The organism is Streptomyces sp. NRRL S-31, assembly GCF_000718775.1.
GTDB lineage: Bacteria > Actinomycetota > Actinomycetes > Streptomycetales > Streptomycetaceae > Streptomyces.
The window spans coordinates 70,306-89,583 of record NZ_JOCB01000004.1; the positions used below are offsets into that span (position 1 = coordinate 70,306).

General features: G+C 73.3%; 13 protein-coding genes. 6 read left to right on the plus strand and 7 right to left on the minus strand.

Annotated features, from left to right (window positions below):
- Nucleotides 1-83 precede the first annotated feature (83 nt).
- Nucleotides 84-1,217, plus strand: coding sequence for a tRNA dihydrouridine synthase DusB (gene dusB / locus IF37_RS0103170; RefSeq protein WP_030735695.1), 1,134 nt, complete (start codon nucleotides 84-86; stop codon nucleotides 1,215-1,217).
- On the opposite strand, the gene IF37_RS0103175 is transcribed toward dusB, so the two are convergent.
- From IF37_RS0103175 to IF37_RS0103190, 3 genes are all read right to left on the minus strand, one after another.
- Complete coding sequence (locus IF37_RS0103175; RefSeq protein WP_052844958.1) at nucleotides 1,218-2,786, minus strand: hypothetical protein; 1,569 nt, start codon at nucleotides 2,784-2,786, stop codon at nucleotides 1,218-1,220.
- A gap of 303 nt (nucleotides 2,787-3,089) precedes the next feature.
- A complete protein-coding gene (locus IF37_RS0103185; RefSeq protein ID WP_030735700.1) occupies nucleotides 3,090-5,024 on the minus strand; it encodes a glycogen debranching N-terminal domain-containing protein in 1,935 nt (644 codons plus the stop codon).
- Nucleotides 5,021-6,490, minus strand: coding sequence for a hypothetical protein (locus tag IF37_RS0103190; RefSeq protein ID WP_030735703.1), 1,470 nt, complete (start codon nucleotides 6,488-6,490; stop codon nucleotides 5,021-5,023). The genes IF37_RS0103185 and IF37_RS0103190 overlap by 4 nt, the downstream gene beginning before the upstream one ends.
- A 120-nt stretch (nucleotides 6,491-6,610) precedes the next feature.
- Here IF37_RS0103190 and IF37_RS0103195 point away from each other — a divergent pair, with 120 nt between their 5' ends.
- Both IF37_RS0103195 and ppdK read left to right on the plus strand, forming a co-directional pair.
- Complete coding sequence (locus IF37_RS0103195) at nucleotides 6,611-7,831, plus strand: ROK family protein (RefSeq protein WP_030735707.1); 1,221 nt, start codon at nucleotides 6,611-6,613, stop codon at nucleotides 7,829-7,831.
- Between the two features lie 524 nt (nucleotides 7,832-8,355).
- Nucleotides 8,356-11,076, plus strand: coding sequence for a pyruvate, phosphate dikinase (gene ppdK, locus IF37_RS0103200; protein ID WP_030735710.1), 2,721 nt, complete (start codon nucleotides 8,356-8,358; stop codon nucleotides 11,074-11,076).
- 165 nt (nucleotides 11,077-11,241) lie between these two features.
- On the opposite strand, the gene IF37_RS38980 is transcribed toward ppdK, so the two are convergent.
- A complete protein-coding gene (locus IF37_RS38980) occupies nucleotides 11,242-11,793 on the minus strand; it encodes a DUF4232 domain-containing protein (protein WP_052844953.1) in 552 nt (183 codons plus the stop codon).
- Nucleotides 11,794-12,025: 232 nt separating this feature from the next.
- Between IF37_RS38980 and IF37_RS0103210 the strand changes: the two genes are divergently transcribed.
- Genes IF37_RS0103210 through IF37_RS0103220 form a run of 3 tightly spaced genes read left to right on the plus strand, consistent with a single transcriptional unit; the run spans nucleotide 12,026 to nucleotide 15,013 of the window.
- Entirely contained in the window at nucleotides 12,026-13,288 is a 1,263-nt protein-coding gene (locus tag IF37_RS0103210) for an ABC transporter substrate-binding protein (protein ID WP_030735716.1), read from the plus strand.
- Nucleotides 13,285-14,187 (plus strand): carbohydrate ABC transporter permease, encoded by a 903-nt coding sequence (locus tag IF37_RS0103215; RefSeq protein ID WP_030735719.1) that lies wholly within the window; start codon nucleotides 13,285-13,287, stop codon nucleotides 14,185-14,187. The genes IF37_RS0103210 and IF37_RS0103215 overlap by 4 nt, the downstream gene beginning before the upstream one ends.
- Nucleotides 14,180-15,013 (plus strand): carbohydrate ABC transporter permease, encoded by an 834-nt coding sequence (locus IF37_RS0103220; RefSeq protein ID WP_030735722.1) that lies wholly within the window; start codon nucleotides 14,180-14,182, stop codon nucleotides 15,011-15,013. Before IF37_RS0103215 ends, IF37_RS0103220 begins: the two co-directional genes overlap by 8 nt.
- A 63-nt stretch (nucleotides 15,014-15,076) precedes the next feature.
- On the opposite strand, the gene nirD is transcribed toward IF37_RS0103220, so the two are convergent.
- Genes nirD through IF37_RS0103235 form a run of 3 tightly spaced genes read right to left on the minus strand, consistent with a single transcriptional unit; the run spans nucleotide 15,077 to nucleotide 19,256 of the window.
- Complete coding sequence (gene nirD / locus IF37_RS0103225) at nucleotides 15,077-15,436, minus strand: nitrite reductase small subunit NirD (protein ID WP_030735725.1); 360 nt, start codon at nucleotides 15,434-15,436, stop codon at nucleotides 15,077-15,079.
- Nucleotides 15,436-18,042, minus strand: coding sequence for a nitrite reductase large subunit NirB (gene nirB / locus IF37_RS0103230; protein WP_030735736.1), 2,607 nt, complete (start codon nucleotides 18,040-18,042; stop codon nucleotides 15,436-15,438). Before nirB ends, nirD begins: the two co-directional genes overlap by 1 nt.
- Complete coding sequence (locus tag IF37_RS0103235) at nucleotides 18,039-19,256, minus strand: NAD(P)/FAD-dependent oxidoreductase (RefSeq protein WP_030735739.1); 1,218 nt, start codon at nucleotides 19,254-19,256, stop codon at nucleotides 18,039-18,041. The genes nirB and IF37_RS0103235 overlap by 4 nt, the downstream gene beginning before the upstream one ends.
- Nucleotides 19,257-19,278: the final 22 nt, after the last annotated feature.

The following is a 19,278-nucleotide window of genomic DNA, read 5'->3' on the forward strand; positions in this document are numbered from 1 at the left end:
CGCCGCCCGGGCCGCCGCGCGGGTGAGGGACAATGGTTGCTCGCCCGTGTCCTGTGCCGTCCATCCGCTCCGGAGCCCTGACGATGACCCACCCGCTCTCCATCGGCCCGCACGCCGTGACGCCGCCCGTCGTGCTCGCACCCATGGCGGGGATCACCAACGCGCCCTTCCGCACCCTGTGCCGGGAGTTCAGCGGCGGCAAGGGACTGTTCGTCAGCGAGATGATCACGACCCGGGCGCTGGTCGAGCGCAACGAGAAGACCATGCAGCTGATCAAGTTCGACGCGAGCGAGCGCCCGCGCTCGATCCAGCTGTACGGCGTCGACCCGGCGACCGTCGGCAAGGCCGTCCGCATGATCGCGGAGGAGGGGCTGGCCGACCACATCGACCTGAACTTCGGCTGCCCGGTGCCGAAGGTGACGCGCAAGGGCGGCGGGTCCGCCCTGCCGTACAAGCGGAACCTGCTGCGGGCGATCCTGCGCGAGGCGGTCTCCGGCGCCGGTGACCTGCCGGTGACCATGAAGATGCGCAAGGGCATCGACGACGACCACATCACCTTCCTCGACGCCGGCCGCATCGCCGTCGAGGAGGGCGTCACGGCCATCGCGCTGCACGGCCGCACCGCCGCCCAGCACTACGGCGGCACCGCCGACTGGGACGCCATCGCCCGGCTGAAGGAGCACGTCCCGGAGATCCCCGTGCTCGGCAACGGCGACATCTGGTCGGCCGGGGACGCGCTGCGGATGGTGCGGGAGACCGGCTGCGACGGCGTGGTCGTGGGCCGTGGCTGCCTCGGGCGGCCGTGGCTGTTCGCGGACCTGGTGGCGGCCTTCGAGGGGCGGGCGCAGGACATCGCGCGGCCCTCGCTGCGCCAGGTGGCCGACGTCATGGTCCGGCACGCCACCCTGCTCGGGGAGTGGATCGGCGACGAGTCCAAGGGCGTCGTCGACTTCCGCAAGCACGTCGCCTGGTACCTGAAGGGCTTCGCGGTCGGCTCCGAGATGCGCAAGCGGCTCGCGATCACCTCCTCCCTCCAGGAGCTGCGGGCCGGCCTGGACGAGCTGGACCTGGACCAGCCGTGGCCGGCCGGCGCGGAGGGCCCGCGCGGCCGTACGTCCGGCAACAACCGGGTGGTGCTGCCGGACGGCTGGCTGAAGGACCCGTACGACTGCGCGGGCGTCGGCGAGGACGCGGAGCTGGACACCTCCGGCGGCTGATCAGCCCTTCCTGGGGTGCGGGGTCGAGCCGTACGCCGTCAGGAAGCGGTCCCGGAAGGAACTCATCTTCCACACCGGCGCGTCGTGGGCGGGGCGCAGTCCGTCCGTCCAGCCCCAGTCGGCGATCCTGTCGAGGACCTCGGGGTCCCTGGCGACGACCGACACCGGCACGTCACGGCTGGCGTGGTCGCCGCTGACCCGGGCGATCGGCTGGTGGTCGCCGAGGAAGACCAGCACGGTGTCCTTGCCGCCGTAGCGCTCCAGCCACTGGGTCAGCGCGGTCACCGAGTACTGGATCGACTTGCCGTACTCCTCGCGGGACCTGGTGGTGTCGGCGATGACGTCGGCCGGCTTGTCGCCCGCCGCCTCCATGTCCTTGAAGACCGAGCCGTCACCGAGCCGGTCCCAGTCCACCATCCTCGGGACGGGTGCCCAGGGCTGGTGGCTGGAGGTCAGGATGAGCAGCGACATCCGCGACCTGCCGTCGGCCGGCCGCTTGCCGTGCACCCGCTCCTGGTACTGCTGGAGCGCGTACTGGTCGGGCATGGTGGACCAGCTGAACCTGGGCCCCCGGTAGCCGAGCCGGAAGGCGTCGTAGACCGTGTCGAGGCCGTACCACTTCTGCTCCGGCCACTCCTTCCGCACGCCCGGCATGACCCCGACCGTGTCGAACGCGCCGGTCTTCTCGAACGCGTCCGTCAGGCTCATGTGGTCGCTCGCCATGACGGTGCGGTAGCGCTGCTGGTTGCTGATCCACAGGCCGGACATGGTGGTGGAGTGGCCGAGCCAGCTGCTGCCGCCGTAGGTCGCCGAGGTCAGCCAGCCGCTCCTGGCGTGGAAACCGGCCTCGGCCAGCGCCTTGGTGCGGGCGTCGAGCGTCCGGTCCACGCCCGGCGCCGTGATCGGCTCCTCGATCGCGCTGCGGCCGTAGCTCTCGATGAACGTGAAGACCACGTCCTTGCCGCGCAGATCGGGCACCAGCTGTCCGGCCGGGGTGTTCCCGAACGCGTCGACCCGGGCCACCTCCCGGAACTCCGCCTCGTCCTTGAGGGTGTCCGAGACCCGGCGGGCCTGGTCCTCCAGCGCGGTCGCGGTGCTGTCGGAGGCGAGCGGCAGGCCCCCCGCCCGGAGGCCGAGGGAGGCACAGGTGATCCAGACGACCCCGGCCACCAGAGTGCCGCGGGCCGCGGTGCCGGGGTGCCGGGCGAGCAGGTCGCTCAGCCGGACCACGGCCAGCGCCGGCAGCACGAGGAGCAGCAGGACCGCGGCGAGCACCCCGGCGACGGCGGCGAGGGTGGCCGTACGGCCGAGGGAGTCCTCCAGATACGACTCCGCGTCGCCGAGCAGACCCCAGTCGAGGACCACGTCGAACTCGCGGCCGAGGTACTGGCCGAAGCCCATGTCGAGCGCGTTCAGCACCGCCACGGCCCCGAGCAGCACCCCGGACACCGCCGCCACCGCCACCCGCGGGCGCCGCGCCAGGGCGGGCAGCACCGCGGCCCCGACGACGGCCTCCGCGGGGATGCGCAGAAACGCCGCGGGGCCGAGGTGTTCGACGGAGTCGGGCATCACGAGCGCCGCGACGACGAGCGCGGCGGCGAGCACGGTGACGGCGGCGGACAGCGCCCGGGCGGCGGCGGGGTGCCGCTCCCCGAGGCGCCGCCGCCACGCCCGCCGGACGGCCCGGGGCCGCCGCGGGGAGCGGGGAAGGGGGGTGGCGGTCTTGTCGGGGGCTGTTGCTTCGTCGGCCGGCCGGAGCGCGCTCATGCCCTCCGGTACGGCTCGGCGGCGGGCGGTGTTCACCCGCCTCGGCAAACACCCGGTCGACACGGCCGGCGGCACGCCGCACGGGGCCGCCGGGTGACGCGCCCCTCAGGCGCCCCCGACGGCCGTCAGCAGGGCGAGCGGCGCCGCGGCGGACCGGGCCAGCCGGCCGCCGGCGTGCGGACAGGGCACCGGCGCGGTGTCCGGAGCGCGCCGGTACCCGGCCAGCACCTCCGGCAGGCGCCGCCCGGTCGGCGCCGCCGCGTCGATCAGCGCGTGCGCCACCGTGCGCGCCTCGTCGTGCAGCCCGTACCGGGCGAGCCCCAGCGCGATCAGCGCGTTGTCGTGCGGCCAGACCGAACCGCGGTGGTAGGAGAGCGGGTGGTACGCGGGCTGCCCGGAGGCCACCGTGCGGACGCCCCAGCCGGAGAAGAAGTCCGGCTCCAGCAGCCGCCGGCCCACCGCCTCGCCGTACTCCTTGTCCAGCAGCCCCGACCACAGCAGATGCCCGGCGTCGGACGCCAGCGCGTCTATCTGGCGGCCCTGACCGTCCAGCGCCAGCGCGGGGAAGGACCGTTCCCGCATCCAGAAGTCCCGCTGGAACCGGTCGCGGAGATCGGCCGCGGCCTGTTCCAGCAGCGCGGCGTACGTCTCGTCGGCCCACACCGCGCGGGCCACCCCCGCCGTGCGGCGCAGCGCGTCGTACGCGTAGCCCTGGGCGCCCGCCGCCATCACCGCGCCGGTGGGCCGGGTGCCGTCGGCGCAGCAGATCGCGCCGGGGGAGTCCTTCCAGTTCTGGTTGGCGAGGCCGCCCTCGTCGGCGCGGTAGACGAGGTAGCCGCGCGAGGTCAGCCCGCCGTGGTCGAGCATCCAGCCGACGGCGGCGCGGGCGTGCGGCTCCAGACGGCGGGCGAGGGCCGTGTCCCCGGTCTGCTCGACGTACGCGCCGAGCAGGACCAGGAAGAGCGGGGTGGCGTCGACCGAGCCGTAGTAGCGGCGGAACGGCACCTGGCCGAAGTGGGCCAGCTCCCCGTGCCGCACCTCGTGCACGATCTTGCCGGGCTGGGCGACCCGGGAGACGCCGGTGCCGGTCGCCTGGGCGGCGGCCAGCGCGAGGAGCGTGGCGGCGGCCGGCCGGGGGCGGTAGGGCAGGGTGAACAGCGAGGTCAGAAGCGCGTCGCGGCCCAACAGGGTGAGGAACCAGGGGGCGCCGGCCGCCGGGACGCGCAGCTCCTCGCCGTCCGGCCCGGAGGCCGGCACCTGGAGCGCCGCCAGGTCGGACAGGCCCCGCACGCAGGTCGCGGCCAGCTCCGGCCAGCCGGTCGGGAAGGCGACCGACTCCGTGAACTCCTCCTCGCGTATCCGCAGTTGCCGGTGGACGGCGGCCGGGTCGCGGGGCACGCGCAGGGTGCGCCGGTCGCCGTGCGGGCGGGCGATCACCCGCAGCAGCAGTTCGGTCGTGCCGTACGGCTCCAGGTCGAGGGTCCACACCAGGCGGCGGGCGCCGGTGCCCGTCTCCTCCACGGCGTCCGGCGCCGGGTCGGCCGTGACCGTCGTGCAGGACCGCCACTCGGCCCGCCGGTAGACGAACTCGATGCCGTCGGAGAGCACGTGGCGGGAGCGTACGGCGCCGGCCTTGACATAGGTGCGGTGGTCGGAGCGGAGCTCGAACTGGTCGGTGAAGTCGGCGTCGACGGTGAGCGCCAGCCGGATGGTGCTGGGCTCCGGGCGGTTGCCGGTCACCCGCACCGACTCCACGAACGAGCTGTCCCCGACGGCCTGTTCACGGAAGACGGTGTGGGCCGGGGGGTCCTGCCGGCCGCCGCGCGGGACCAGCACGCAGCGGGCCGCGTCCCCGTCCGCGACCGGGGTGAGCACCTCGGGCACCGCGCCGTCGACGGTGAGCTGCCAGCGGCTGAGGTGCCGGGCGTCCCGGACGAACAATCCGTCCGGGGAGCCGCCGCGCACCCCGCTGATGTCGCCGCGGTCGCCGACGGCGGCGAAGGTGGCGCCGTGCACGAGCAGATGATGCCGGTCCGTCATCCCCGGTCCCCTCCTTTGTCACTCTGGTCGAACGTGCCGGTGCTCAGGGCGGACACGCCCTCGCGCGGGCTCTTGTCCAGCTTTTGACGTTCGGGCGGCGCGGGCCGCCGGTGGCAGAGGTCGAGCGCGAGCGCCGCCGTCCAGCCGAAGCCGCTCGCGCCGCACGGCTCGCCGGTGTACGGGTCGACGTACTCGGCGAAGTCCGTGGCGTCGGCCAGCTCCACGACGGCCGCGCGCAGGGCGTCGGCCATGGCCGTCTCGCCGTGCGCCCGCAGCCCGCGCTCCAGCAGCCAGTTCGTGTTGAACCAGGCCGGGCCGCGCCAGTACCGGTGCGGGTCGAAGGACTCCGCGAGCAGGTCGTGGCTGGGCACCAGCCGGGTGCGGTCGCCGAGCGAGAAGTGCGGCCCGGTGACCGTCCGGACGAGCGCGGCGGCGATGGGGCGCGGGAGCCCGGGCAGCAGCAGCGGCACCAGCCCCGAGACACCGCGCTCGGGGACGAGGGTGTCGCCGCCCCGCAGGTCCCGGCAGAGGAACAGGCCGGCCGCCGGGTCCCACAGCCGCTCCACCAGGGCCGCCGTCAGCCGCGCGGCCCGGTCCCGGCGGGCGGCGCCGGGCGCGCCCAGCTCCTCGGCGATCCGCGCGAGGGCGTGCTCGGAGGCGATGAGCAGGGCGTTGAACGCCGGGTCCTCCACGGCGAACTCCCCGCCCCCGTCGGCGTACCCGCGCTCGCGGTAGTCGGCGGCCAGCCGCACGTACCGCCCGTAGTCCAGGTCCGTCGGCCGGTCCCCGGGGGCGCCGTGGTCGAGGTCGGCGCGGCGGAAGGAGCGGGCCGGCGCCGGGGTGATCCGGGCCAGCGGGGCGTCCCAGCAGGGGCTGTTGTCCATGCCCTGCTCCCACGGGTGGACCACGGAGACCAGGCCGCCGCCGCCCAGGTCGCGCCGGTGCAGCAGATAACGGTGCCAGGCGGCGAGCCGCGGGTACACCCGGGCCAGGAAGCCGCGCCCCCGGGACAGCGCCGGGTCGGCGCGGTGCACCAGCCAGGCCGCCAGCGCGTGCACCGGTGGCTGCACGATGCCGGAGGTCTGTACGGTGCGCGGGGCGCCCGCCGCGCGCCCCGCGGTGGTGGAGCGCCAGAAGTCGGGGCTCGGGAAGTACGCGTCGAGCGGTACGGAGGGGTTGAAGACGATGTGCGGGACGCGTCCGTCGGCCCACTGGGCGGCGAACAGCGTCTCCAGCTCCGTCTGGGCGCGCGCCGGTGAGACGTGCCGCAGCCCGATGGCGATGAACGCGGAGTCCCAGGACCACTGGTGCGGATACAGGTTCCGGGAGGGGACCGTCGAGGCGCCCGTCCAGTTCGCCGCCAGTACCCGGGCCGCCCTGAGGTGCGGGGACGGCGGTCCGGCCGGTGGACGGTCCGCGCTCCGGTGGGCGGGGTGACGGTAGTTGAGCTGGACGGTGCGATCCACTCGGGGCTCCCCGGAGACGTCCGGCCGCCCGGGTTCGGCTGCGGCCACCGTAGAGTTACGTCTATTTAACACGCAGAACTCAATATGTAAGGCGAGTTCGGGAAACACAAGAGGGTGGGCATGACCGGACGTCCGGCAAGGACCGGCAGGAGCGGGAGCCAGGCGGGCGCCGGCGATCTGCTCGAACTCGTGCGCCACGGACGGGCCGTGACCCGGGGCGCGCTCCAGCAGGCGACCGGACTGTCCCGGGCCACCGTGGGCCAGCGCCTGGACCGGCTGTTCCGGGCGGGCTGGCTGCGCGAGGGAGCCGGCGGCCCGGTCGACTCGCCGCTCGGCGGACGCCCGTCCATCACCCTGGAGTTCGACGACTCCCACGCGGTGGTCCTCGCCGCCGACCTGGACACCCGGCACGCCCGCGCGGCCGTCCTCTCACTGACCGGCGAGATCCTCGCCGAGCGCGCCGGCACCCTGGTGGTGGAGGACGGTCCGGACGCCGTGCTCGGCGAACTGGGCCGCTGGTTGGCCGAGTTGCCGGCCGAGGCCGGGCACCGGGCGGAGGAGGTCTGCGGGATCGGGCTCGCGGTGCCGGGCCCGGTGGACAGCGAGACCGGCCGGGTGGTCCAGCCGCCGATCATGCCGGGCTGGGACGGCTACGACATCCGGGGCCGGCTGTCCCGCGCCTTCACCGAGCACACCGGCGCCCCCGCGGTGCCGGTCCTGGTCGACAACGACGCCAATCTGATGGCCTACGGCGAGCAGCGCTCGGGACATCCCGGCTGCCCGGCGTTCGTCCTGGTCAAGGTCTCCACCGGCATAGGCGCCGGAGTGGTCGTCGACGGCTCGATCTACCGGGGCGCCGACGGCGGCGCGGGCGACATCGGGCACATCCGGGTCGACGCCGACGCGCTGTGCCGGTGCGGCTCGTACGGCTGTCTCGCGGCGGTCGCCAGCGGTGGTGCCGTGGCCCGGCGACTGGCCGCGTCCGGGGTGCCGGCCGCCTCCGGCTCGGATGTGCGGGACCTGCTGGCCGCCGGGCACCCGGAGGCCGCCGCGCTGGCCCGGGAGGCCGGGCGCCGGGTCGGGGACGTGCTGGCGACGGTGGTGACCCTGCTCAACCCGGGCGTGCTGATGATCGCGGGCGACCTGGCCGGGACGGCCTTCCTGACCGGTGTGCGCGAGCTGCTCTACCAGCGGGCGCTGCCCCGCTCCACGGCCCATCTGGACGTCGTCACCTCCCGGCTCGGGGAGCGCGCCGGGCTGATCGGGGCCGGGGCGCTGGTGGTGGAGCACCTGTACGCGCCGGAGCGGGTGGAGGAGCGGCTCGCGGCGCTGGGCGTGTGAGGCGGGGGCGTGTGAGGCGCGGGCGCGGGAGATGCGGGGCCTCTGAGGCGTGAGGCGCGCAAGGGGCCGGCGTGGGCTGCCGGGCGCCTGGGGCGGAGGTGCGTGACAGGCGTGTTTCCGGGCCGGGACGCGTCCACGGGCGGGTCCGCATGGTGAAACGGAGCGGTCTGTGACAGCGTGATTCTCGCCACCCTTGATAAGGGTTGCGCTCAGATGAGCGTATTAGACGACACTGCACTTCTCCAAGGGGTGGCACCGAGTGCCACCCCTTGATCGTTCATCGATCGAAATCAATCGTGTTCAGGTTCGCTCAGATGAGCGTTGAAACCGCCCCTATGCACAGCGCCGCATTCAAGAAGTGAAAACATAACGGTCCGCGCGCTTGCCAAGCCTTGACTTTCGATCCGCTGGCGGACGGGTGGTTACAGGCGCATGACGCGCAAGTGGACGTACCCAGGGACCTTCGATCTGGGTATGTTCCTGGCCGTCAGGGCAGCCACCGTGGCCTCAAGGAGTCGAGACCCGTGTCGGAAAACAAAGAACCCCATGTAGCGAAGTTCGTTTACGACTTCACCGAGGGCAACAAGGACCTCAAGGACCTCCTCGGCGGCAAGGGTGCCAATCTCGCCGAGATGACCAACCTGGGTCTGCCGGTCCCTCCCGGCTTCACCATCACCACGGAGGCCTGCAAGGTCTACCTGGAGAGCGGTGCGGAGCCCGCGGCACTGCGTGACGAGGTGAGCGCGCACCTCGACGCCCTCGAGGCGAAGATGGGCAAGAAGCTCGGCCAGGCCGACGACCCGCTGCTCGTCTCCGTCCGCTCCGGCGCCAAGTTCTCCATGCCCGGCATGATGGACACCGTCCTGAACATCGGCCTGTCGGACAAGTCCGTGCAGGGTCTGGCCCAGCAGGCCGGCGACGAGCGGTTCGCCTGGGACTCCTACCGCCGCCTCATCCAGATGTTCGGCAAGACCGTCCTCGGCGTCGACGGCGACCTCTTCGAGGAGGCCCTCGACAAGGCCAAGGAGGCCAAGAAGGTCGCGGTCGACACCGAGCTGGACGCGGCCGACCTGAAGAAGCTGGTCGCGAGGTTCAAGAAGATCGTCAAGGCGGAGGCCGGCCGGGACTTCCCGCAGGACCCGCGCGAGCAGATGGACCTCGCCATCAAGGCGGTCTTCGACTCCTGGAACGGCGACCGGGCCAAGCTCTACCGCCGCCAGGAGCGCATCCCGCACGACCTGGGCACGGCCGTCAACGTCTGCTCGATGGTCTTCGGCAACCTGGGTCCCGACTCGGGCACCGGCGTGGCGTTCACCCGCGACCCCGCCAGCGGCCACCAGGGCGTCTACGGCGACTACCTCCAGAATGCGCAGGGCGAGGACGTGGTGGCGGGCATCCGCAACACCGTCCCGCTCGCGGAGCTGGAGCAGATCGACAAGAAGTCGTACGACCAGCTGATGCAGATCATGGAGACGCTGGAGAACCACTACAAGGACCTGTGCGACATCGAGTTCACGATCGAGCGCGGCCAGCTGTGGATGCTCCAGACCCGGGTCGGCAAGCGCACGGCGGGCGCCGCCTTCCGCATCGCGACCCAGCTGGTCGACCAGGGCCTCATCGACGAGACCGAGGCGCTGCAACGGGTCACCGGCGCCCAGCTGGCCCAGCTGATGTTCCCGCGCTTCGACGACGAGGCCAAGGTCGAGCAGGTCGCCCGGGGCATCGCGGCCTCGCCGGGCGCGGCGGTCGGCAAGGCGGTCTTCGACTCGTACACCGCGGTGAAGTGGTCCCGCTCCGGCGAGAAGGTCATCCTGGTCCGCCGGGAGACGAACCCGGACGACCTGGACGGCATGATCGCGGCGGAGGGCATCCTGACCAGCCGCGGCGGCAAGACGTCCCACGCGGCCGTCGTCGCCCGCGGCATGGGCAAGACCTGTGTCTGCGGCGCGGAGGAGCTGGAGGTCGACACCAAGCGCCGCCGTATGACGGTCCCCGGCGGACACGTCGTCGAGGAAGGCGACCTGATCTCCATCGACGGCTCCACGGGCAAGGTCTACCTGGGCGAGGTCCCGGTGGTCCCGTCCCCGGTCGTGGAGTACTTCGAGGGCCGGATGCACCCGGGCGCCGACGACGCCGACGAGCTGGTCGAGGCGGTCCACCGGATGATGGCCTTCGCCGACCGCAAGCGCCGTCTGCGCGTCCGGGCCAACGCCGACAACGCCGAGGACGCCCTGCGGGCCCGCCGCTTCGGCGCCCAGGGCATCGGCCTGTGCCGCACCGAGCACATGTTCCTCGGCGAGCGTCGCGAGATGGTCGAGAAGCTGATCCTCGCCGACACCGAGGAGGAGCGCGAGGCGGCCCTGCGCGAGCTGCTGCCGCTCCAGAAGAAGGACTTCGTCGAGCTGTTCGAGGCGATGGACGGCCTGCCGGTCACCATCCGCCTCCTCGACCCGCCGCTGCACGAGTTCCTGCCCGACATCACGGAACTCTCGGTCCGCGTGGCGCTGGCGGAGTCCCGTCAGGAGCCGCACGAGAACGAGCTGCGCCTGCTCCAGGCGGTGCACCGGCTGCACGAGCAGAACCCGATGCTGGGCCTGCGCGGCGTGCGCCTCGGCCTGGTCATCCCCGGCCTGTTCACCATGCAGGTCCGCGCGATCGCCGAGGCGGCGGCCGAGCGCAAGTCGGCCAAGGGCGACCCGCGCGCCGAGATCATGATCCCGCTGGTCGGCACGGTCCAGGAGCTGGAGATCGTCCGCGAGGAGGCCGACCAGGTCATCGCGGAGGTCGAGGCGGCCACCGGTACGCGGCTCAAGCTGGCCATCGGCACGATGATCGAGCTGCCGCGCGCCGCCCTCACGGCCGGGCAGATCGCCGAGGCGGCGGAGTTCTTCTCCTTCGGCACGAACGACCTGACCCAGACCGTCTGGGGCTTCAGCCGCGACGACGTGGAGGCCTCGTTCTTCACGGCGTACCTGGAGAAGGGGATCTTCGGCGTGTCGCCCTTCGAGACGATCGACAAGGACGGCGTCGGCTCCCTGGTGAAGGCGGCGGCGGAAGCCGGCCGGCGCACCCGCCCCGACCTGAAGCTGGGCGTCTGCGGCGAGCACGGCGGTGACCCGGAGTCGGTCCACTTCTTCCACGAGGTCGGCCTGGACTACGTCTCCTGCTCCCCGTTCCGCATCCCGGTCGCCCGCCTGGAGGCCGGCCGCGCGGCGACCCAGTCGGCGGGCAGCGACCACCGCTGACCCCCCGTCCCCGGAGCCGCCGCAGGTCCCCGACCCTCACCGATCGGCGGCGGCCCCGGTGCACGAGAGGGGCGGCATCCCTGTGCGGGGGGTGCCGCCCCTTCGTCGTGCCGGTGTGCCGCTGCCGCCGCACGCGCGGCCGGCCGTGGTCCGGCGCGTGGTCGTTCAGAGGGCGCCCTGGGTGTTCACCGGGCCGACCTGGAAGGTGTTCGAGCAGGTCTTCCAGGGAGCCGGGACCAGGGCGGCGGTGCGGGAGGCCGGGGGATAGACCCGGAGGTAGGAGCCGGTGCGCAGGCAGGGGCCGCCCACCGGGCCGTTGGTGGTGCGCAGGACCGCCGAGGCGGAGTGGGCGGGGGCCAGGGTGACGCTGGTGTAGCTCCGGCCGCTGCGGGTGGCGGCGGCACCGATCCGGTGGTGGCCGCCGTCCAGGACGCTGACACCGGGGTAGCCGCGCAGGGCACAGCCGGTCGTACTGGTGTTGGTGAACCGGACCGGCCAGTACAGCGACCCGGCGGCACCCTCCTTGGTGCCCATGGACAGGTACAGGTCGCTCACCGCGCAGGTCCGTATGGCGGCCGGGGTGCGGGCCGCCGCCGGGGTCGCGCTCCACGCGGCCGAGGTGGCCGTCGCGCCGACGACGGCCGCGGCCAGCACGGCCGCCGGACCGCGCCCGCGGACGGTGCGGAGGAACGTCGGGGCATTCGGATTCGGAGACATGGCACATCCCCCTCCATCGGGCGAATGGGTGGATGAAGGTCACTGGGTTGGATGCGTCGCGGAGCGGAAAAGTTGTGCGCCTCCGCCCGGGACTTCGCAACCGGCCGGGTTCCCGGGAAAGCCCGGTGTACGACCGCCGTTTCCGACACACGGCCGCAACGCCCCTTTCGTAATCGCCGCGCATGGTTGATCGTTGGGCCGTGCATCGGTGACGGACGTCAGGGGGCACATGATGGGCAGTCTCAGTCGCAGGACGCTGCTGGCGGCGGGCGCGGGGTCACTCACCGCCTGCGGATCGAACACCGGGCGCGGCGGCGGGAGTTCCGGACCACGGCTGTCGCACTGGTACCACCAGTACGGCGAGGCCGGCACCGAGCGGGCCGTCCAGCGGTACGCCGCCGCCTTCGGCAAGGCGCACGTCACGGTCCAGTGGCGGCCGGGCAACTACGACCAGCAGACCGCCGCCGCGCTGCTCACCGACTCCGGACCCGATGTCTTCGAGGTCAACGGGCCCACCCTGGACCAGATCCAGGGCGGTCAGGTCGCCGACCTCACCGGTCTGCTGGCGGGCGTGCGGGACGACTTCAACCCGGCCGTGCTCGCGCCGAAGACGCACGACGGGCGGGTCTGGGCCATCCCGCAGGTCATCGACACGCAACTGCTCTACTACCGCAAGAGCCTGCTGGCGGACGCGGGTGTCGAGCCGCCCACCACCCTCGACGCCCTGGTCGACGCCGCGCGCGCACTGACCGACAGCCGGACCAAGGGGCTCTTCCTCGGCAACGACGGGGGAGCGGGCGTACTCGGCGGGACCCCCCTGTACGCGGCGGGGCTCCGGCTCGTCACCGACGACGGCGAGGTGGGCTTCGACGACCCCGAGGCCGCCCGCACCCTCGGCAAGCTGCACCGGCTGTACGCCGACAAGTCCCTGCTGCTCGGCGCGCCCGCCGACTGGTCGGACCCGTCCGCCTTCCTCCAGGGGCTGACCGCGATGCAGTGGTCCGGGCTGTGGGCGCTGCCCCGGGTGACGGAGGAACTCGGCGACGACTTCGGGGTGCTGCCGTTCCCGCGCGACGGCGGCCACGGCCGGCCCTCCGTGCCCGTCGGCGCCTACGGTGCCGCCGTCAGCACCCGCAGCGCGCACCGGGCGGTGGCCGAGGAGTACGTGAAGTGGCTGTGGGTCGAACACACCGACTACCAGCAGGACTTCGCGCTGTCCTACGGCTTCCACATCCCCGCCCGGCGCTCCCTCGCCGAGAAGGCGGCCCGGCTGCGGAAGGGACCGGCCGCCGACGTCGTCCGGTTCACCACCGACCATGGCTACGCCCAGCCGCTGCTGTGGACCCCGGCCGCGCAGACCGCCTACCAGGACGCGCTCAGCCGGATCATCAGGCACGGCGCGAGCCCGGAGGGCGAACTGCGGTCCGTCGTACGGAAGGTGTCGGCCGAACTCGCCCGCGTGCGGAACGCGGGGAAACCGAAGAAGACGTCGTGAGGCGGCACGGGACCCTGTGGTTCTGGGTGTTCGTCGGGCCGTTCGCGCTCGGGCTGGCGCTGTTCACCCTCGTCCCGCTGGGGTGGAGCGTGGCGCTCAGCTTCTTCGACGCGCACAACACCGTCACCCCCACGGACTTCGTGGGGCTGGACAACTACACCGCGATGCTGCGCGACGACGCCTTCGTGGACAGCCTGCGGACCTTCCTGCTCTTCACCGCCTTCATCGTGCCGGCCACCTATGTGTTCGCCCTCTCCCTCGCCCTGATGGTCAACCGGGTCCGCCGGGCCCGGGCCTTCTTCCGGTCCGTGTTCTTCCTGCCGGCCGCGTGCAGCTATGTGGTGGCCGCGCTCATCTGGAAGATGTCGGTGTTCAGCGGGGTCCGGTTCGGGCTGGCGAACACGGTGCTGGGCTGGTTCGGCGCCGACCCCGTCGCCTGGCTGTCCACGCCCGACCCGCCCTGGTACTGGCTGGTCATCGTGACCGTACGACTGTGGCTCCAGGCCGGGTTCTACATGATCCTGTTCCTCGCCGGGCTGCAACGGATCGACCCGGCGCTGTACGAGGCGGCGGCCGTGGACGGGGCCCGGCCCGGCTGGACGGTGCTGCGGCACATCACCCTGCCCCAGCTGCGGGGCACCTCGGTGGCGGTGCTGCTGCTGCTCGTCGTGGGCGCCTTCCAGGCCTTCGACGAGTTCTACAACCTGCTGTCCGACGCCCGGGGCTACCCGCCGTACGCCCGGCCGCCGCTGGTCTATCTCTACTACACCGCGCTCGGACAGGGGCAGAACCTGGGACTCGGCAGCGCGGGGGCGGTGATCCTCGCGCTGGTCGTCACGGTCGTCACGGTGGGACAGGCGCGCTGGCTGCGGCTGGGAAGGACGGACGGCGATGGATGACGCCCTGGTGCGGGCCGGACGGGCGCTGCGGCTGGTGCTGCTGGTCGCGCTGGCCCTGCTCTTCCTGATCCCCTTCTACCTGCTCGTACGCAACGGGCTCGCCAGTGAGCGGGACATCACCTCGCCCGAGTGGACCTTCTTCCCCGGCGAGGTGCGGTGGGGGAACGTCCGGGAGGTGTTCGAGGACCCGGCCGTGCCGTTCGCCCGCTCCCTGCTCAACTCCGCGCTGATCGCCGTCGTGACCACGCTGGGCACCCTGGTCCTGGCCTCCCTCGCCGGGTACGGCCTGGCCCGCATCCCCTACCGGCACGCGAACAAGGTCTTCTACGGCATCCTGGGCACCCTGCTGGTCCCGGCGGCCGTCACCTTCGTCCCGAGCTTCGTGCTGGTGTCGTCGCTCGGCTGGGTCTCCACGCTGCGCGGCCTGATCGTCCCGACCCTGTTCCCGGCGTTCGCCTGCTTCGTCTTCCGGCAGTACTTCCTCGGCTTCCCGCGGGAGCTGGAGGACGCGGCTCAGGTGGACGGGCTCGGGTACTGGCGGACGTACTGGCTGGTCGTCGTACCGGGCGCCCGGCCGGTGTTCGCGGCCGTGGGCACGATCGTGTTCCTCGGCGCGTGGAACTCCTTCCTGTGGCCGCTGGTGATCGGACAGGACCAGGGCGCCTGGACGGTGCAGGTGGCCCTGTCCTCCTTCACCACCGCCCAGGTCGTGCGGCTGCACGAGCTGTTCGTCGCGGCGGCCGTGTCGATCCTGCCGCTGCTGCTGGTGTTCCTGTGCTTCCAGCGGTGGATCGTGGCCGGGGTGGAGCGGTCCGGTATCGACTGACCCGGCGCGGAGCCGGACCGGTCCGTGGCGCCGGTGCCGGGTGCGGTCCGGGAATACGGCCGGTCAGCAGACTGGGAGGGTGCGCACCTCGTACACCGCGATCCGCACCGACGGGTCGTCCAGGCACCGCCCGTCCGCCAGGTCGAAGCGCTGCTTCAGCAGCGGGGACGCCACGAACGGGCGGCCCCCGTGGGTGCCGGTCAGCCCCCGGGAGAGGACGGCGGCGCCGGTGAACGGGTCCCGGTTGTCGACGGCGTACAGCCGGCCCGCGCGGTCGCGGAAGAGGGCCGCCTGCCGGCCGTCGGGCAGCAGGGCGGCCACCCCGCGGCCCGGGACGAGTGCGCTCGGGTCGCACACCGTGAACCAGCCGTCCGCCAGCCTGAGCTGGATCACCGTGTGGGTCGTCGTGACTGCCGTGGTCATCACCGGGCACTTCCTTCCAGAACGTCGTCGGCGGGCCGCAGGCCGATGCCCAGCAGCGGCAGGTCGGGCTTGATCTGATCGCGCTCGGGGACGAAGGAGACCACCGGGTCCGGGGTGTCCGGGGCGTTCACGAAGGAGACGAACCGGGCCAGCCTCTCGGGGTCCCCGACGGTCTCCGCCCACTCGTCGCGGTAGTGGGCGACATGCGCCCGCATCAGCTCCTCCAGCTCGTCGCAGATGCCGAGCGAGTCGTGCACCACCACGTCCCGCACGTGCTCCAGCCCGCCGGGGACGCGCTCCAGCCAGGCGCTGGTGCGCTCCAGACGGTCGGCCGTACGGATGTAGAACATCAGGAACCGGTCGATCAGCCGGACCAGTTCGGCGTCGGAGAGGTCCTGGGCCAGCAGGTCGGCGTGGCGCGGGGCGGCACCGCCGTTGCCGCCGACGTACAGGTTCCAGCCGTTCGCGGTGGCGATCACCCCGAAGTCCTTCGACCGGGCCTCCGCGCACTCGCGCTGGCAGCCGGAGACCGCCGACTTCAGCTTGTGCGGGGACCTCAGGCCCCGGTAGCGCAGCTCCAGGTCGATCGCCATCCGGACCGAGTCCTGCACGCCGTAGCGGCACCAGGTGGAGCCGACGCAGGACTTCACCGTGCGCAGCGCCTTGCCGTAGGCGTGGCCCGATTCGAAACCGGCGTCCACCAGGCGGGTCCAGATCAACGGCAGCTGCTCCACCCGGGCGCCGAACAGGTCGATCCGCTGACCGCCGGTGATCTTCGTGTAGAGGCCGAAGTCCCGGGCGATCTCCCCGATCACGATCAGCTTCTCGGGCGTGATCTCCCCGCCGGGGATGCGCGGCACCACCGAGTACGAGCCGTTCCGCTGGAGGTTGGCGAGGAAGTGGTCGTTGGTGTCCTGGAGCGCGGCCTGCTCGCCGTCCAGGACGTAGCCGCTCGCGCCGATCGAGGGGGCGAGCGAGGCGATGACGGAGCCGACGGCCGGCTTGCACACCTCGCAGCCGTCACCGCCCCGGGCGTCCGGGCGGCCGTAGCGGTCCAGCAGCTCCCGGTACGACGTGAGGCGCAGGGCCCGGACGATCTCGTACAGCTCCTCGCGGGTCTGCGCGAAGCAGCCGCACAGGCCCTTGTCGACCTCGACGCCGGACGCCTCCAGCTCGGCGCCGACCAACTGGCCCAGCACCTTCACGCAACTGCCGCAGCCGGTCCCGGCCCTGGTGCACTTCCTCACCTCGGGCACGGTCACGCAGGCGTGCTCGGTGACCGCGGCGCGGATCGTGCCCTTGGTGACGTTGTGGCAGGAGCAGACCACCGCGTCGTCCGGCAGCGCGGCCGGGCCGAGCCGGTCCCCGGCGCCGGCCGCGGCGGGCAGGACGAGCGATTCCGGGGCGATCGGGGGCACCGAGCCGGTGAGCGCGCGCAGAGTGCCGTACGCCTCCGCGTCCCCGACCAGGATGCCGCCGAGCAGCGTGCCGTCCCGGCCGATGACCAGCTTCTTGTACAGGCCGGCCCGGGAGTCGGCGTAGACGACGTCCAGGCAGTCCTCCGTGGTGCCGTGGGCGTCGCCGAAGGAGGCGACGTCCACGCCGAGCAGCTTCAGCTTGGTGGACAGGTCCGCGCCGGTGAAGGACGCCTCGTCGGCCGCGATGGTCGCGGCGGCCGTCGCGGCCTGCTCGTAACCCGGCGCCACCAGTCCGTACACCCGGCCGTCGGCCGCCAGCGCGCACTCGCCGATCGCGAACACGCGCGGGTCGCAGACGCTCCGGCACTGCTCGTCGACCGCGATGCCGCCGCGCTCGCCGACCGTGAGGCCCGCGTCGCGGGCCAGCTGGTCGCGGGGGCGGACACCGGCGCTGAACACCACCAGATCGGTGACGAGTTCGGAGCCGTCGGACAGCCTCATGCCGGTGACGGCGCCGGCGGCGTCCGTCAGGATCTCCTGGGTGCCCACACCGGTGTGGACCGTCAGGCCCATCCCCTCCACGGTCCGCAGCAGGGCCGCGCCGCCGCCCTCGTCCACCTGCACCGGCATCAGACGCGGCGCGAACTCCACAATGTGGGAGACGAGTCCGAGCCCCTTCAGCGCGCCCGCCGCCTCCAGGCCGAGCAGCCCGCCGCCGACGACGGCGCCGGTGGTGGCCCGCGTCCTCGCGTACTCCTCGATCGCCAGCAGGTCCTCGATGGTCCGGTAGACGAAGCAGCCGGTGGCGTCCTTGTTCGGCACCGGCGGCACGAACGGCGCCGAGCCGGTGGCCAGGACGAGGACGTCGTAGTCCACGGCCAGGCCCGAGCGGGCGGTCACCCGCCGCGCCGCGCGGTCGATCGTCTCCGCCGGGTCGCCGAGGTGCAGCTCGATGCCGTGGTCCGCGAGGAACCGGGCGTCGGTCAGGGAGAGGTCCTCGGGCGTCCGGCCGGAGAAGTACGAGGTGAGCTGCACCCGGTCGTAGGCCGGGCGGGGCTCCTCGCACAGCACGACCACGCGGTGCGTGGCGGTCAGGCCGCGCTCGGCGAGCGCCTCGAGGAAGCGCTGGCCGACCATGCCATGGCCGACGAGCACGATCGTGGGGGTGGCCCCCGGGGTGGCGGTCATACAGGGCCTCCATCGTGGGTGAGCAGGTGGAGCAGGGGGCCGTCGCCGGGGAGCGGCTCCGCCTGCTCCCAGGCGCGGGCCAGCGCGCCGACGGTGCCGAGCGCGCCGACGAGGACCCCGCCCACCAGGCGGTCGTCGCGGACGACGGCCTTGCGGTAGGTGCCCCGGGTGGCGTCGGCGAGCCGCACGACGTCGTCACCGGGGCGGGGCTCGGTCTCGCCGAACGCGGCGAGGTCGAAGGGGGAGCCGGGACCGGTGAGGGTCAGCCGGGTCAGGGAACGGGTGCCGCGGTAGCGGGCGCCGGTGTCGCCGGCGAGCAGCTCGGCGAGCGTGTCGGCCTGGTCGAGGGCGGGTGCGGCCAGCCCGTAGACGGTGCCGTCGTGCCGGGCGCAGTCGCCGACGGCGTGGATGTGCGGGTCCGAGGTGCGCAGTTCGTCGTCGACGAGGACGCCCCGGCGGACGGCGAGGCCCGCCCGCTCGGCCAGCCCGGTGCGCGGCCGCACCCCGCAGGCGAGGACCACGAGGTCGGCGTCGAGGACGTAGCCGTCGGCCAGCTCCACCGCGCGGACCGTGTCACCGGCGCGGCGCACGTCCCGCACCCGGCACTCGGTGTGCACCTCGACGCCCAGCCCGGTGAGGTGCCGCAGCACCAGCCGGGAGGCGTCCGGGTCGAGCTGGCGCTCCATGAGCCGCTCGGCCTGCTGGGCGAGCACCACCCGGGCGCCGCGGGCGGCCAGCGCGCGGGCCGCGGAGACGCCGAGCAGCCCGCCGCCGACGACGACCGCGCGCACCCCCGGCCGCACCGCCTTCGCCAGGCCCAGGCAGTCGTCCATGGTGCGGAAGGCGTGGACGCCCCCGGGCAGCCGGCGGCCGGCGGTGAACAGCCCGCGCAGCGGGGGCAGCACCGGGTTGGAGCCGGTGGCCAGGACCAGCGTGCCGTACCCGAGTGACGTGCCGTCCGCGCAGGTGACGGTCCGGGCGGCCCGGTCGATGCCGGTGACCCGGGCGCGCAGCAGGCCGGCGGGCGACGGGAGGGCGATCACCTCCGGGGCGTACCGGCCGGCCAGCACCTCGGCCAGCAGCACGCGGTTGTACGGCGCGTGTTCCTCCTCACCGACGAGCAGCGCGCGCACGCCCAGCTCGCCGAGCCGCCGGGCGAGCCGTACGCCCGCGAGTCCGGCGCCGATCACCACCACACGCGTGTCCGAGGTCATGCCCCGAGCGTGCGGCCCGGAC

Bases quoted from the DNA above. Each gene is read 5' to 3' on its own strand.
- dusB (WP_030735695.1), top strand. From the start codon at position 84: ATGACCCACCCGCTCTCCATCGGCCCGCACGCCGTGACGCCGCCCGTC.
- IF37_RS0103175 (WP_052844958.1), bottom strand. From the start codon at position 2,786: ATGCCCGACTCCGTCGAACACCTCGGCCCCGCGGCGTTTCTGCGCATC.
- IF37_RS0103185 (WP_030735700.1), bottom strand. From the start codon at position 5,024: ATGACGGACCGGCATCATCTGCTCGTGCACGGCGCCACCTTCGCCGCC.
- IF37_RS0103195 (WP_030735707.1), top strand. From the start codon at position 6,611: ATGACCGGACGTCCGGCAAGGACCGGCAGGAGCGGGAGCCAGGCGGGC.
- IF37_RS38980 (WP_052844953.1), bottom strand. From the start codon at position 11,793: ATGTCTCCGAATCCGAATGCCCCGACGTTCCTCCGCACCGTCCGCGGG.
- IF37_RS0103210 (WP_030735716.1), top strand. From the start codon at position 12,026: ATGGGCAGTCTCAGTCGCAGGACGCTGCTGGCGGCGGGCGCGGGGTCA.
- IF37_RS0103220 (WP_030735722.1), top strand. From the start codon at position 14,180: ATGGATGACGCCCTGGTGCGGGCCGGACGGGCGCTGCGGCTGGTGCTG.
- nirD (WP_030735725.1), bottom strand. From the start codon at position 15,436: ATGACCACGGCAGTCACGACGACCCACACGGTGATCCAGCTCAGGCTG.
- nirB (WP_030735736.1), bottom strand. From the start codon at position 18,042: ATGACCGCCACCCCGGGGGCCACCCCCACGATCGTGCTCGTCGGCCAT.
- IF37_RS0103235 (WP_030735739.1), bottom strand. From the start codon at position 19,256: ATGACCTCGGACACGCGTGTGGTGGTGATCGGCGCCGGACTCGCGGGC.